Below are 13,055 nucleotides of genomic sequence, written 5' to 3'. Positions count from 1 at the left end.
GCGATGGGTAAGCACCTCGATGCGGCCAAGGCGTACATCGGCCGGGATGCGGCGGGCATGCTCGCCGGCGGTAGGTATGCCCTGGTGCACACCAGGAGCATGGAATTCGACGAGCTGCGGCCCTACGTCCCCGGCGACGACGTCCGCGACATCGACTGGAAGGCCACCGCGCGTTCCGGTCACCCGCTGGTCAAACAGTTCGTCACCGAGAAGCACCACAAGATCCTGGTCGTCGCCGACGGTGGCCGTAACGCCCGTGCCGAGACGCCGACCGGTGAGCCGAAATGGCAACTGACGGCACATGTCATCGGTGCAATCGGACTCATCACCCTGCCGCGCTCGGACGAGATCGGGCTGGTCACCGGCGATCGCCGGGGGTGCGTGGATATCCGCCTGCGGCGCGGCGAAACCCACATCGAACGCATGCTGCACCGCTATCACCAGCATGTCGGCGATCAACCTGATGCCAGCGATATCGTGGTCCAGTTGCAATGGGTGGCCCGCCATCAACGGCATCCCTTGCTGGTCATCGTCGTCTCCGACGAGCCGGATATCAGCGACCGGTTGCGGGATACGCTGCGGTCACTCGGCGCGCGCCACGATGTGCTGTGGGCGATGGTCGGGGACCGGCCCGCGGTGGATCCCGGCGATCCCGGCGCCGGGTACGACGTCGCCGACGGTCGCCGGGTGCTCGGCCTCGATATCCTCGGCGAGAGGGTCGTGCGTGCCTACCGACGAGCAGAAGAACAACGGAGACAGGATCTTTCGGAGTTCTTGACCGAGCTGCGGGTGCCGCACGCTCGGATCGCATCGAGCGCGGGCATCGCCCCGGCGCTGGTGGCGATGACGGGGGTGTACGCCCGTGCCGGATGATTTGTTGAGGTACCTGATGGATGCGCCGCCGACGCCCATGGGATGGCTATGGGGCGTCGGGATCATCGTCACCGCGGTCTCCGGTTGGTACCTGGGTGTGCTGTGGTGGACTGCTCCGGGGCGGGCCGAACCCGTCGTGGTGGGAGCGGCGCGTACGTCGATGACGCGCCGCCGGGCGTTGCGAGCCATCGCCGATACCAGGAAGCGTTACCGGAGCGCCGATCTGAGTGCGCCGGCTGCCGCATCGGACCTCAGCGGACACGTGCGCCGCTTCCTGCGGGAGAGCACCGGACAGCGCGTCGAGTATCTCCAGCTTCCCGAGATCGCCGAGGGCGCCTTGGCCCCGGCGGCACCCGTGCTCACCGCCCTCGATGACGTCCAGTTCAACCGCGACACGATCACCGATGTCGAGGTCGCCGCCGACGCCGCGGAACGGCTGGTGCGCGAATGGATCTGACGTGGTGGGCCGTCGTGGTGTTCGCATGCCTGGGTCTGGCGGGCTGTATCGTCGCCGCCCTGCTCTGGCCGTCCCGGACCTCCGAGCGACCGCCGCACGCGCTGGCCAACACCCGGCGACTGACGGCCCTTCCGGAGTACGCGCGCGCCGCCCGGCTACAGGCCGTCGCGGCCGCACTGAGCATCATCCTGCTGCTGGCGGCCTTCTCGGCCGCAACACTGGCCGCCGCGCGACCCACCGGTTTGCCGATCCCGCAACGCGCGGCCGCGGCAGCTCAACCTGAAGACATCATGGTGTGCGTCGGTGCCGCGAACGACGACGCGGCGGTGCAGACGACCATGCGGTACTTCGCCGAGGCGGTCCGGGGGTTCGGCAGCGAGCGCATCGGTCTGACGTCGGCCGACCGACGCGTCATCCCGCTGACCCGCGACTATCAGTACGCGGCGGCGCGGTTCGCCGATCCGGGGCAGTTGACTTCGGCAGTCTCCTATATCGACTATGCCCGGACGGTCCCGGATATCCTGGCGCTCTGTCTGACCGGGTTCCCGGACTTCGAGTCCGCGGCACCGCAGCGTCGGTCGCTGATTTATATCGGACCCGCCGATATGCCCGACGATCCCGCGCCGGCGCTGTTCAGCGACACCGCCGTGCGCGCACTGGCTCGCGACGGCGCGGTGCAGGTCAATGCCGTCAGCACAGGTGCCGGACTGCCTGCCGAGCTGGCCGAGGCCACCGGGGGACGCGCATACCCGGCCACCAGCGATGTGGGGGCCCGGCTGGCCGAGATCCGCCGCAACCCACCGCCACCGGTGCCCGATGCCGACGGCGCGGCCGCGTACGCGTCGGAGACCCCGGATCCCGCTGTGCTGGCGGCAATTATCGCGATCGCCGCCGTGCTGCTGCTGCCGGTGGTGATCCGCCGATGACGCTGCAACCCGCGCTGCCGATATGGCTGCTCATCGCGGCAGGCGCACTGGTGATCACCGCGACCGCGATTGGCCTGCTCCGCGGGCGCACCGCGATTGGCCTGCTCGTGACGGCGGCGCTGCTGTTGCTGTGCGCCCTGGTGCGCCCGGTCATCGGCTCCGAGCAGGCGGTGACCCGGGTCGCCGGCGACCGCGACCCGAACATCTTCGTGGTCGTCGACCGATCGCCCGATATGGTCGGGTCATCGATCATGCAGGCACGCAGTGATATCGAGGCCCTGATCGACCGCTATCCCGACGCCCGCTTCGCCGTCATCGGCTTCGCGGCCCGGCCATCGTTGGACTGGCCGTTGTCCGCCGATACGTGGAGCCTGCGCGCGCTGGCCGCCGCGATCGCCCCCGATGAGACCGCACCCGCCGATGCCGCCAATGCCGGTGCCGCGGCGACGGTGTTGCGCTACCAGCTCATCGGGGCCACGCAACAGTTCCCAAGGGCCCGCAATCTGGTGTTCTACCTGGGCGCCGGTGCACCCGGATCTGAGCTTCCGCCAAGAGAATTCGCGCTGCCCGAGAACTCGGTTGACGGTGGCGCGGTGTTCGGCTACGGGAACGCCGGTGTATCGACCCTACAAACCGTCGCCGATCAACTCGGGGTGCCTTACCTCCCGCGCGACCCCGGCAGTGCGCTGGACGATCAGCTCGACGCCGACGATGTCACCGCAGGTGAGCCGGTGGCGGCCAGACAGGGGGCATCGGGATTCCAGCTGTACTGGGTGCTCAGCGGCGCGGCAGCGGTCTTGCTACTGTGCGCGCTCTACCAGGCGCTGCGGGAACTGCGCCGCACCCGGCTGGACCGGGTGGAGGTGAGCCGGTGACCCCCCTGCGCAGGAGAATGTTGGTGCTCTCCGCCCCGGTGGTTCTGGTCCTGCTGCTCATCGCCGGCCGGTTGACGTGGACCGGGCTGGCGGATGGTGATGCGGCGCAGCGGTTCTCCGATGGTGTCAGCGCGGCGCGTGATGGCCGACTCGTCGAGGCGAACGAGGACCTCGCGGCGGCGCTCGGTCGCGTCGATGGCGGTCGATCCTGTCCGCTGCGGGTCGATCTGGTCCTGGTGCGCGAGACCCTGGGCGACCGGGCGGTCGCGGACGTCGAGGCCGATGACGCACGCGAGCACTATCGCGGTGCTCGTGAGGTTGTCGAGCAGGCACCGCCGGGCTGCTTCGCGGGCAACACCGACGCCGATCCCGACCGCCGGGAAATCCGCGCGCAGGCGGCGGCCAGGCTCGACACCAAGATCGCGGCGCTGTCGCAGCCGCTTCCGGCCGCTCCGCCACCCCCGCCCGCCGGCGCGCCGCCGCCGCCGGCAGCGACAGTCCCGGGGAGCGCGACACCCGGTGTCCAGGAACGCCGCCTGAATCCCGAGCAGGGCGATCCGCTGGATCGCCTCGGTGACATCCTGCGGGACGCTTCTCCGTAGACCCTGCGCAGACAACAGATACCGTCGAGTGATGGAAACGGTAGTGGTGATCACGGGCGGGGCCGGCGGTATGGGTGTGGCCACGGCGAGGATCGTCGGGCGTGATCAACAGGTGGTCCTGGCCGATGTACGTGCCGACCGACTCGACGGCGCGGTGACGGCACTGGCCGGATTCGGGGTTGCGGCAACGCCTGTTCATTGCGATGTCACCGACCGGCGGGCCGTCGATGCGCTGTACGCCACCGCGACCGAACTGGGCCCGGTGACGGCCGTCGTGCACACCGCAGGGGTGAGTCCCGCCATGGGAGACGCCGAATACATCATGCGCACCAACGTGTTCGGCACGGTACACATCAACGAGGCGTTCTTCGGCTCCGTCGGACCGGGTGGCGCGATAGTGAACGTCGCGTCAATGGCCGCACACCTTCTGCCGGAGTCCCTCATCCCCGTCGATCGGTTCCCAGAGGCGCTCCAGGATGAGTGTGCGTTCTTGGCCGATGTGTTGCCCGCCTGTGCGGTTGCCGGGGACGAGAAACGCTCCGCTATCGCGTACGGCATCAGCAAGAACTTCGTGAAGTGGTACAGCAGTGCCCAGGCCGAACGGTTCAATGGCCGCGGGCTGCGCATTGTCTCGGTGTCACCGGGAGCAGTCGACACCGAGATGGGCAGGTTGGAGGAGGCCGGCGGTGCCGACGCGGTGGTCTCCGACGCCGCGGTGCCTCGGTGGGGCACAGCCGAGGAGATGGCCGAGTTGTTCGCCTTCTGCATCAGTGACCGCGCGGGCTATCTCACCGGAACCGACATCCTCAACGACGGCGGGGTTGTCGCCTCCATCAGGGAGCGGGCCCGGGTGCGCCACGGCTGACCAGGTGTAAAGCACTCGCCACCAGGGTAATAGGACGCATGCGGTTGCGGCGGAGCGTTCTCGACGGACCGGGTATCACCCGGCTGCGGAAGGGAAAAGGCTTCACCTATCGGGGTCCCGACGGTGACCCGGTGGCGGACGCCGACCACTTGGCCCGCATCAAGGATCTCGTCATCCCGCCGGCCTGGCGCAAGGTGTGGATCAGTCCGTACGGCAACGGTCACATCCAGGCGGTGGGCACCGATGCCGCGGGCCGCAGGCAGTACCTCTACCACCAGGCCTGGCAGGAGGAGCGCGCCGAGGAGAAGTTCGACAGAGTGCTGGAGATGTCGACTGCGTTGCCCGCGTGGCGTGCGCGGATCGCCGCAGACCTCACCGGGCGCGGGCTGTCCCGTGACCGGGTGCTGGCGCTGGCATTACACCTGCTCGATCTCGGCTATTTCCGCGCCGGCGGCGAGCAGTACGCCGAGGAACATGAGTCCTACGGACTGGCGACCCTGCAATGCGAGCATGTCACCCTGCGAAAAGGCGCGGTGGCCTTCGATTTCCCGGCCAAGAGCGGCGTGCGCAGGACATGGGAGATCGATGATCCCGAGGTGCTGCGCGCCGTGCGCGCGCTGTTGCGCCGCGATGCCCGTACCGAGCGGTTGCTGGTGTGCCGCAACGATTCGGGCTGGGTCGAGATCCACGCATCGGACCTGAACACGCGTTTCAAGGAGCTGGTCGGCGACGAGTACAGCGTCAAGGATCTGCGCACCTGGCACGGTACGGTGCTGGCGGCCGCGGCCTTCGCCGAGGCCGATCCGGGCGAGACGGAACGCGGACGCAAGCGCGCGGTGTCGGGGGTGATGAAGCAGGTGTCCGAGGAACTCGGTAACACCCCGGCGGTGGCGCGGAGCTCGTATGTCGATCCGCGGGTGGTCGCCGGCTACGAGCAGGGCGCAACCATCGCCGCCGCGGCCAAACGCGCCGCACGGCAGAAGGACCGGGCGGCTGCCGTGGCAATCCTGGAGAAGGCGACCCGCAGCCTGGTCCGCAAGGTCGCCAAGGGCTGACGGCCCCGTTTCGCCCGGCACGCGGCCGGGAATCCACCCACATGCCGAATTCATCGATCAAGAACGAGAAGATGTATGAAGACCTGCGCGAGCAGGGCAACTCGAAGGAAAAAGCGGCGCGCATTTCCAACGCGGTCGCTGCGCGCGGCAAATCCGCGGTGGCGCGCAAAGGGGGCGAGTCGGGATCCTACGAGGACTGGAACGTCGCCGACCTCAAGAAGCGCGCCAAGGAGCTCGGTATGACCGGCTACTCGAAACTGACCAAGGACAAGCTCGTCGACAAGCTGCGCACTCACTGATCGGTCGGCTCGGGGGCGGTTGGCCGGCGCCACGACGGCGTCCTCGACATCGGGAAGCAAACCTGGGGTATCCATTGATCATGCGGATCGCCACCTTCAACATCCTGCACGGACGCACTGTCGGCGGGGGCGTACATCCCGAGCGCTTGGCCGAGTGCATAAAACGCCTCGATCCGGACATCCTCGCGCTGCAGGAGGTCGATCTCGAGCAGCAGCGATCGGGTCGCGCCGATCTCACCGCGGTGGCGGCCGAGGCGATGGGTGCGGTGGCGCACCAGTTCGTTGCCGCGATCGCAGGAACACCGGGCGCCACGTGGATGGCGGCCGACGGTGCGGAACAGCTGGGCACCGCGGCGTACGGTATCTCGCTGCTTTCCCGGTTCCCGGCCGCCAGTTGGCAGGTGGTCAGGATGCCCCGGATTCCGGTGCGATTTCCGCTGTACCTACCGGGGCCCCGCAAGATGGTCATGGTCAAGGAGGAACCCCGTGCCGCCGTGATCGCCGCACTGGACACGCCGCTGGGGCCGATATCGGTTGCCAATACCCATCTGTCGTTCGTACCGGGATGGAATCGCCGGCAATTGCGCCGGTTGGTGCGTAATCTGCAGGGGCTACCGGGCCCGCGCATCCTGACCGGCGATCTGAATCTGCCCCCCGATATCGTGGCCCGCTGTACCGGGTTTCGATCGCTGGCCAGTGCTCCGACCTTTCCCGCGGACGCCCCGAACAGGCAGCTCGACCACATCCTCACCGACGCTCCCGGATTGCGCGCGCGCTACGCCGAGGCACCTACCGTCGAATTGTCCGATCACCGCCCGCTGGTCGTCGATATCGAACTGCGTTAGTCGGCCTCGCTGCGCGCCTCGGCACCGGTCTGCCCGGTATCGAAATCGTCATCGGAGAAGGTTCGGCCCACGTATGAGCCGCCGTCGTCGCCGTCGGCGCGCGAGCCGGCCACCTTGGGGTCGTCATCGACGTCGGATTCGCCGTGCTCGGACTCATGCTTTTCGGGATCTGGACCTGTCATCGCCAACGGGTACCCACGACGGCGATGGCCAATCGGCACCGGCATACCTGGGTTAGTCGGGCCGAAAACGGGAAAGTACTTGAGCTATGGCTACTTACCGAGTTCTGAACCCCCACGGCGACGTCGTCGACACCAAAGACATCGAGAGCGCCCAGGACGCGCACGCCTGGTTCGTCGATTCCAAGGCAGACAACTCCGAACTCGGCTGGCGCATGGAGGTCAAGTCCGATGACGGATGGGCCTTCTTCGACGACAGCGAGGGTGCGTCCGACTGACGTCGGAACCAGCCGGGGTTGCGTGTTGCCCGTTTCGGACCGTGGTGCCCGGGTATCGCCTGCTCCATGAAAGCTGTCACCTGGCAAGGAAAACGCGATGTTCGGGTCGAACAGGTACCCGACCCGAAGATCGAACAGCCCACCGACGCGATAATCGAAGTCACCTCCACCAATATCTGCGGCTCCGATCTGCACCTGTACGAGGTGTTGGGGGCCTTCATGAATCCGGGCGACATCCTCGGCCACGAACCGATGGGAATCGTGCGGGAGGTGGGCGCCGAAGTCGGGAACCTCAAGGTCGGCGACCGGGTGGTGGTGCCGTTCCAGATCTCGTGCGGTTCCTGCTACATGTGCGACCTCGACCTCTACACGCAGTGTGAGACAACCCAGGTACGCGAACACGGGATGGGTGCCGCATTGTTCGGCTACTCGGAACTCTACGGACAGGTGCCGGGCGGGCAGGCCGAACTACTGCGGGTGCCACAGGCGCAATTCACCCACATCAAGGTGCCCGAGGGCCCGCCGGACTCGCGATTCGTCTATCTGTCCGACGTCCTGCCGACCGCCTGGCAGGCGGTGGCCTATGCCGGCATCCCCGAGGGTGGTTCGGTCACGGTGCTCGGCCTCGGACCGATCGGCGACATGGCCGCACGCATCGCCGCCCATCTGGGATACGACGTCATCGCGGTGGACCGGGTACCCGAGCGTCTCGCGCGTGCGCAACAGCGGGGACTGCGCACGCTCGACCTCGACCAGAACCCGGAACTCGGCGAGGCAATCCGGGAACTCACCGGCGGTCGCGGCACCGATTCGGTGATCGACGCCGTCGGTATGGAGGCCCACGGCTCACCGATAGCCAAAGTGGCACAACAGGTCAGCGGACTACTGCCCGATGCCCTGGCCAAACCGCTGCTGCAGAAGGCTGGTGTCGACCGGCTGGATGCGCTGTACTCGGCGATCGACATCGTCCGCCGGGGCGGCACGATATCGCTGATCGGTGTCTACGGCGGAATGGCGGACCCGCTGCCCATGCTGACGCTGTTCGACAAGCAGGTTCAACTCCGGATGGGCCAGGCCAATGTCAAGAAATGGGTGGACGACATCATGCCGCTGCTCGGCGATGACGACCCGCTCGGTGTCGACACCTTCGCGACCCACGTGCTGCCGCTCGATCAGGCGCCGCACGCCTATGACATCTTCCAGCGCAAGGCCGACGGTGCGGTGAAGGTGATTCTCACGCCCTGAACAGTGACAACACATCGACCCGGCGCACCCAGCGCCGGGTCGATTTGTGTACGCCGGTGCCGATACGGGTACGGTACGGCTGTCCGGGGGATCGATGACCACTGCGAAATCGAAGGACGACAACTTGCTACGTGATCTGAGACACACCAAAGGGATTCGGTCAGATCGAACGGTGCGCCGCAGAACACTCCTCAAGGTTCCATTGCTCGCGGCGCCTGCGGCTGCGGCCCTGTCGGCGACGCCCACCGCCTCGGCGGCAGTGGCGGGCCGATGGTCGACCGATCGTGCGCACCGGTGGTTTCGCGCACAGGGCTGGTTGGTCGGCGCCAACTACATCACCTCGAATGCCATCAACCAGCTGGAGATGTTCCAGGCAAAGACCTTCGACCCGGCACGCATCGACAACGAGTTGCGGATGGCCCGCTCGATCGGATTGAACACGGTGCGGGTCTTCCTGCACGATCAGCTGTGGACGCAGGATCGGGTCGGATTCCACCATCGCCTCGGCCAATTCGTGGATATCGCGGCAAAGCACGGCATTCGGCCGCTGTTGGTCCTTTTCGATTCGTGTTGGGATCCGCTGCCGCGCAGTGGGCCGCAACGGGCGCCCACCCGCGGGGTGCACAACTCGGGTTGGGTGCAGAGCCCCGGTGCCGAACGCCTCGACGACCGGCGCTACCGGCAGGTGTTGCAGGAGTATGTCATCCGGGTAATCGGCCAGTTCCGCAACGACGATCGGGTCCTGGGCTGGGATCTGTGGAACGAGCCGGACAATCCCGCCGCGGTCTATGCGAAGACCGAACGCAAGGACAAGTCCGAACTGGTGGCCGAGCTGCTGCCGCAGGTGTTCCGCTGGGCCCGCATGGTGGATCCGATCCAACCGCTGACCACCGGGGTTTGGGAAGGCGAATGGCGTGACGCCGCCCGGCGTAGCGAGATGGCGTCCATTCAACTGGGTCTCGCCGATGTGCTGAGTTTCCACAGTTATGACAACCCTGCCGGATTCGAGAGGCGCATCGAGGAGCTCCAGCCATGGGGCAGACCGATGATGTGTACCGAATACCTGGCGCGCACCGAGGGCAGCACCATCGAGGGCGTGCTTCCGGTGGCCAAGCGGCGCCACGTCGGCGCATACACCTGGGGCCTGGTGGCAGGTAAGACGCAGACCTACCTGCCGTGGGACTCCTGGGACAAACCCTATCTCGACCCGCCCCGGGAGTGGTTCCACGACCTGATGTTCGACGACGGCCGGCCATACCGACCGCGGGAGATCGACACGCTGCGCAGCCTCACCGGATCTCCGTGAGCTCCGGCGCCGCCAGCTAGTCCGTGCCCACGCTGATCAGGCGGACCACCGCTGCACCCTCCTCGTCGGAGGCGGCCAGGTCGATCTCGGCGACGATCGCCCAATCATGTTCGCGTGCAGGATCGTCGATGATCTGGCGCACTTCCCATCGGTTCGGTTGACGGTCGATGATCACCATGGCGGGTCCGCGTGCATCCGGACCGATGCCGATATCGTCGTGCTCGTCGAAATAGTCCGCGCCGACCTCCGCCCAGCGCTGGGCGTTCCATCCGGAGCCGGAATCGAGTTCACCCAGTTCGGTCCAGCGTCGTCGCGCGAAAAGCTCCACCCGGCGGAAGAGGGCATTGCGCACCATGGCCGTGAAGGCGCGGTCGTTGCCGGTCAGCGGCCGCGGTCGTGCCGGTACCGCCACCGGGACATCGTGGGGTAGTTCGGGGCTGGTCAGCTGCTCCCACTCGTCGAGGAGGCTCGAATCGACCTGGCGGACAAGCTCACCGAGCCACTCGACGATATCGTTGACCTCTTCGGTGCGCGCCGCCGTCGGCACACCCGAGCGCAGCGCCTTGAACGCATCCGACAGGTAACGCAACACCGCACCCTCGGAACGGGTGAGCCCGTACTGGCTGACGTATTCCCGGAACGTCATGGCCTTTTCCCACATCTCGCGGACCACGGACTTGGGCGACAGCGCCCCGTCGGCGGCCCATGGATTGGTCTGCAGATACACCGCGAAGGTGTGCTCCAACAACTCGGCCAGCGGCTTCGGATAACTGATCTCGTCGAGCAGTTCGATACGCTCGTCGTACTCGATGCCCTCGGCCTTCATGGCCGCGACCGCCTCGCCCCTGGCCTTCTTCAGCTGTGCGGCCAGGATCTGGCGGGGATCCTCCAGTGTCGCCTCGATCACCGAAACCACATCCAGGGCATAGGTTTCGGCGCTGGTGTCCAGTACGTCGACCGCCGCGAGTGCGAAGGTGGACAGCGGCTGATTCAACGCGAAGTCGGCCGGCAGATCCACGGTCAACCGGTAGCGCCGCCCGTCGGGCTCCGGGGTGTCGAGGCGCTGCACGATCCCGGCCTGCAGCAGGGAGCGGGCAATGCCCAGCGTCTCGCGGATCAGCCTGAGTTGCCGCTTGCGCGGTTCGTGATTGTCGGTGAGCAACCGGCGCATCGCGGCGAACGGGTCACCGGGCCTGTCGACGATATCGAGCACCATGGCCGTCGAGACCCGCATGCTGCTGGTGAGCGCTTCGGGAGTGGCCTCGACGAGTCGGGTCATGGTCTTCTCGCTCCATGGCACCATCCCCTCGGGAACTTTGCGACGTACCAGCTTTCGTCGCTTTCTGGGATCCTCGGCGACCTTGGCGAATTGTTTGAGGTTCTCCACCTCGTGCTCGGGCGCCTGCACCACGACGTTGCCGATGGTGTCGAATCCGGCCCGCCCCGCGCGCCCGGCGATCTGATGGAACTCGCGGGCGTTGAGCAACCGGGTACGGGTGCCGTCGTATTTCGACAGCGCCGAGTACACCACCGTGCGGATCGGCACGTTGATCCCCACACCCAGGGTGTCGGTACCGCAGATGACCTTCAACAAACCCGCCTGGGCGAGTTGTTCGACCAGCCGCCGGTATTTGGGCAGCATGCCGGCGTGGTGGACGCCGATACCGTGGCGCACCAGCCGCGACAGCGTCGACCCGAATGACGTGGAGAACCGGAAGGCGCCGATGTGTTCGGCGATGGCGGCCTTTTCCTGCTTGGTGGACACGTTGACGCTCATCAGGGCCTGGGCCCGCTCCAGCGCGGAGGCCTGGGTGAAGTGCACGACGTAGATCGGCGCCTGCCGAGTGTTCAGCAATTCACCGATCGTCTCGTGCATCGGCGTCGTGGCATAGGTATAGAACAACGGCACCGGACGTTCGGCGCCGGTGACCAGCGCCGTGGGTCGACCGGTGCGCCGGGTGAGGTCCTCGCGCAGGAATGTGACATCACCGAGGGTGGCGGACATGAGCAGGAACTGGGCCCTCGGCAACTCCAGCAGCGGAACCTGCCAGGCCCAGCCGCGGTCGGGATCACCGTAGAAGTGGAACTCGTCCATCACCACCAGACCGATATCGGCGTCGCTGCCCTCCCGCAGGGCGACGTTGGCCAGGATCTCCGCGGTGCAGGCGATGATCGGGGCGTCGGCGTTGACCGACGCGTCCCCGGTCAGCATGCCGACATTGTCTGCTCCGAACACCTCGCAGAGGGCGAAGAACTTCTCACTGACCAGAGCCTTGATCGGTGCGGTGTAGAAACTGACCCGATCACCGGCCAGCGCGGCATAGATGGCGCCGGTGGCGACCAGTGACTTGCCCGATCCGGTCGGTGTCGCCAGGACCACGTTGCTCCCGGAGACCAACTCGATCAGCGCCTCCTCCTGCGCGGGATAGAGCTGGGTGCCGTTGCCCGCCGCCCACTCACCGAAGGCGGTGAACAGCGCATCGGGGTCGGCATCCGGGTCGGGTGAGAGGGGAGCGGCAGTCATGTCGACCACCAGCCTGCCCGACGCGACCACGACGGCGAGGTCGGGGGTTGTCCGGCTCAGGTGGGCAGCCGCATCGTCTGGCTGTCACCGGGCCAGGTCAGCGCGCTGTCGGCGATCAACAGCAACTCATCCCCTGCGGCGAACACGTCGGTGGGAGCCGGCACCAGCACGGTGCCGGCGCGCACCAGTGTCACCAGGGCGGTGTTCGCCGGCAGATCCAACTGATCGACTCGGCATCCGACCAGCGGATCAAGCTGGGGCAGAGTGATTTTCGTCAGCGCCGCGCGGCCCTCGCGCAGGCCCATCAGGCGAACCAGGTGTCCCACGTCGATGGCACCCTCGACGGCGGCGACCAGGGCGCCGGGCGTCGATACCGCGACATCGACACCCCATGCGGGGCCGAACAGCCACTGATTGTCGACATCGTTGATCCTGGCCACCACCCGGGGCACACCGAACTCCGTCTTGGTCAGTAGCCCGATGACGAGGTTGGCCTTGTCGTCCCCGGTGGCGGCGATCACCACATCGCAGGTGTGTACCCCGGCCTCCTCCAGCGTCGACAGCTCGCAGGAGTCCCCGAGCAGCCAGTCCGCGGCCGGCACGGAATCCGGCTCGAAGCGCCGTCGCTCCCGCTCGATCAACAACACCTTGTGGCCGTAGCCGGCGAGCTCGCCCGCCACGGATCTGCCGACGTTGCCCGCGCCGGCCACCCCGATACGCATCTTG

General features: G+C 67.0%; 15 protein-coding genes. 12 read left to right on the top strand and 3 right to left on the bottom strand.

The features are described 5' to 3' along the window. Nucleotides 1–3: 3 nt before the first annotated feature. The 9 genes from G154_RS21255 (at nucleotide 4) to G154_RS21215 (ending at nucleotide 6,797) form a co-directional block, all read left to right on the top strand. Entirely contained in the window at nucleotides 4–873 is an 870-nt protein-coding gene (locus G154_RS21255) for a DUF58 domain-containing protein (protein ID WP_019514274.1), read from the top strand. After that, nucleotides 863–1,330 (top strand): hypothetical protein, encoded by a 468-nt coding sequence (locus tag G154_RS21250; protein WP_019514275.1) that lies wholly within the window; start codon nucleotides 863–865, stop codon nucleotides 1,328–1,330. Before G154_RS21255 ends, G154_RS21250 begins: the two co-directional genes overlap by 11 nt. Further along, the gene (locus G154_RS21245) at nucleotides 1,321–2,256 is read left to right on the top strand and encodes a hypothetical protein (RefSeq protein WP_019514276.1); all 936 of its coding nucleotides are present in this window, start codon (nucleotides 1,321–1,323) and stop codon (nucleotides 2,254–2,256) included. Before G154_RS21250 ends, G154_RS21245 begins: the two co-directional genes overlap by 10 nt. Beyond that, nucleotides 2,253–3,131 (top strand): hypothetical protein, encoded by an 879-nt coding sequence (locus G154_RS21240; RefSeq protein WP_019514277.1) that lies wholly within the window; start codon nucleotides 2,253–2,255, stop codon nucleotides 3,129–3,131. Before G154_RS21245 ends, G154_RS21240 begins: the two co-directional genes overlap by 4 nt. Continuing rightward, nucleotides 3,128–3,733 carry a hypothetical protein gene (locus G154_RS21235; protein ID WP_031601231.1) on the top strand — a complete coding sequence of 202 codons (606 nt, stop codon included), beginning with the start codon at nucleotides 3,128–3,130 and terminating at the stop codon, nucleotides 3,731–3,733. Before G154_RS21240 ends, G154_RS21235 begins: the two co-directional genes overlap by 4 nt. A gap of 31 nt (nucleotides 3,734–3,764) precedes the next feature. After that, the gene (locus G154_RS21230; RefSeq protein ID WP_023985037.1) at nucleotides 3,765–4,598 is read left to right on the top strand and encodes an SDR family oxidoreductase; all 834 of its coding nucleotides are present in this window, start codon (nucleotides 3,765–3,767) and stop codon (nucleotides 4,596–4,598) included. A 38-nt stretch (nucleotides 4,599–4,636) separates the two neighbouring features. Beyond that, complete coding sequence (locus G154_RS21225) at nucleotides 4,637–5,653, top strand: DNA topoisomerase IB (protein WP_019514280.1); 1,017 nt, start codon at nucleotides 4,637–4,639, stop codon at nucleotides 5,651–5,653. A 41-nt stretch (nucleotides 5,654–5,694) separates the two neighbouring features. Next, entirely contained in the window at nucleotides 5,695–5,952 is a 258-nt protein-coding gene (locus tag G154_RS21220; protein WP_019514281.1) for a hypothetical protein, read from the top strand. Between the two features lie 80 nt (nucleotides 5,953–6,032). Then, a complete protein-coding gene (locus G154_RS21215; RefSeq protein ID WP_019514282.1) occupies nucleotides 6,033–6,797 on the top strand; it encodes an endonuclease/exonuclease/phosphatase family protein in 765 nt (254 codons plus the stop codon). Here G154_RS21215 and G154_RS21210 read toward each other — a convergent pair. Next, complete coding sequence (locus G154_RS21210) at nucleotides 6,794–6,979, bottom strand: hypothetical protein (protein ID WP_019514283.1); 186 nt, start codon at nucleotides 6,977–6,979, stop codon at nucleotides 6,794–6,796. The genes G154_RS21215 and G154_RS21210 overlap by 4 nt on opposite strands. Before the next feature lie 86 nt (nucleotides 6,980–7,065). On the opposite strand from G154_RS21210, the gene G154_RS21205 reads away from it, so the two are divergent. From G154_RS21205 to G154_RS21195, 3 genes are all read left to right on the top strand, one after another. Then, nucleotides 7,066–7,254 (top strand): hypothetical protein, encoded by a 189-nt coding sequence (locus G154_RS21205; RefSeq protein ID WP_019514284.1) that lies wholly within the window; start codon nucleotides 7,066–7,068, stop codon nucleotides 7,252–7,254. Between the two features lie 66 nt (nucleotides 7,255–7,320). Then, on the top strand, nucleotides 7,321–8,499 hold the full coding sequence (locus tag G154_RS21200) for a zinc-dependent alcohol dehydrogenase (protein ID WP_019514285.1): 1,179 nt from the start codon (nucleotides 7,321–7,323) through the stop codon (nucleotides 8,497–8,499). Between the two features lie 172 nt (nucleotides 8,500–8,671). After that, entirely contained in the window at nucleotides 8,672–9,805 is a 1,134-nt protein-coding gene (locus tag G154_RS21195) for a 1,4-beta-xylanase (RefSeq protein WP_031601230.1), read from the top strand. 16 nt (nucleotides 9,806–9,821) lie between these two features. Here G154_RS21195 and G154_RS21190 read toward each other — a convergent pair whose 3' ends face one another. Beyond that, the gene (locus G154_RS21190) at nucleotides 9,822–12,329 is read right to left on the bottom strand and encodes an RNA helicase (protein WP_031601229.1); all 2,508 of its coding nucleotides are present in this window, start codon (nucleotides 12,327–12,329) and stop codon (nucleotides 9,822–9,824) included. Between the two features lie 56 nt (nucleotides 12,330–12,385). Next, nucleotides 12,386–13,051: a TrkA family potassium uptake protein gene (locus tag G154_RS21185; RefSeq protein WP_023985035.1), complete on the bottom strand. Its 666-nt coding sequence runs from the start codon at nucleotides 13,049–13,051 to the stop codon at nucleotides 12,386–12,388. Nucleotides 13,052–13,055: the final 4 nt, after the last annotated feature.

It is taken from the genome of Mycobacterium sp. VKM Ac-1816D, assembly GCF_000416385.1.
Lineage (GTDB): Bacteria > Actinomycetota > Actinomycetes > Mycobacteriales > Mycobacteriaceae > Mycobacterium > Mycobacterium neoaurum_A.
Note: the sequence above shows the minus strand (reverse complement) of the source record. Positions and strands in the feature narration are given on the sequence as shown.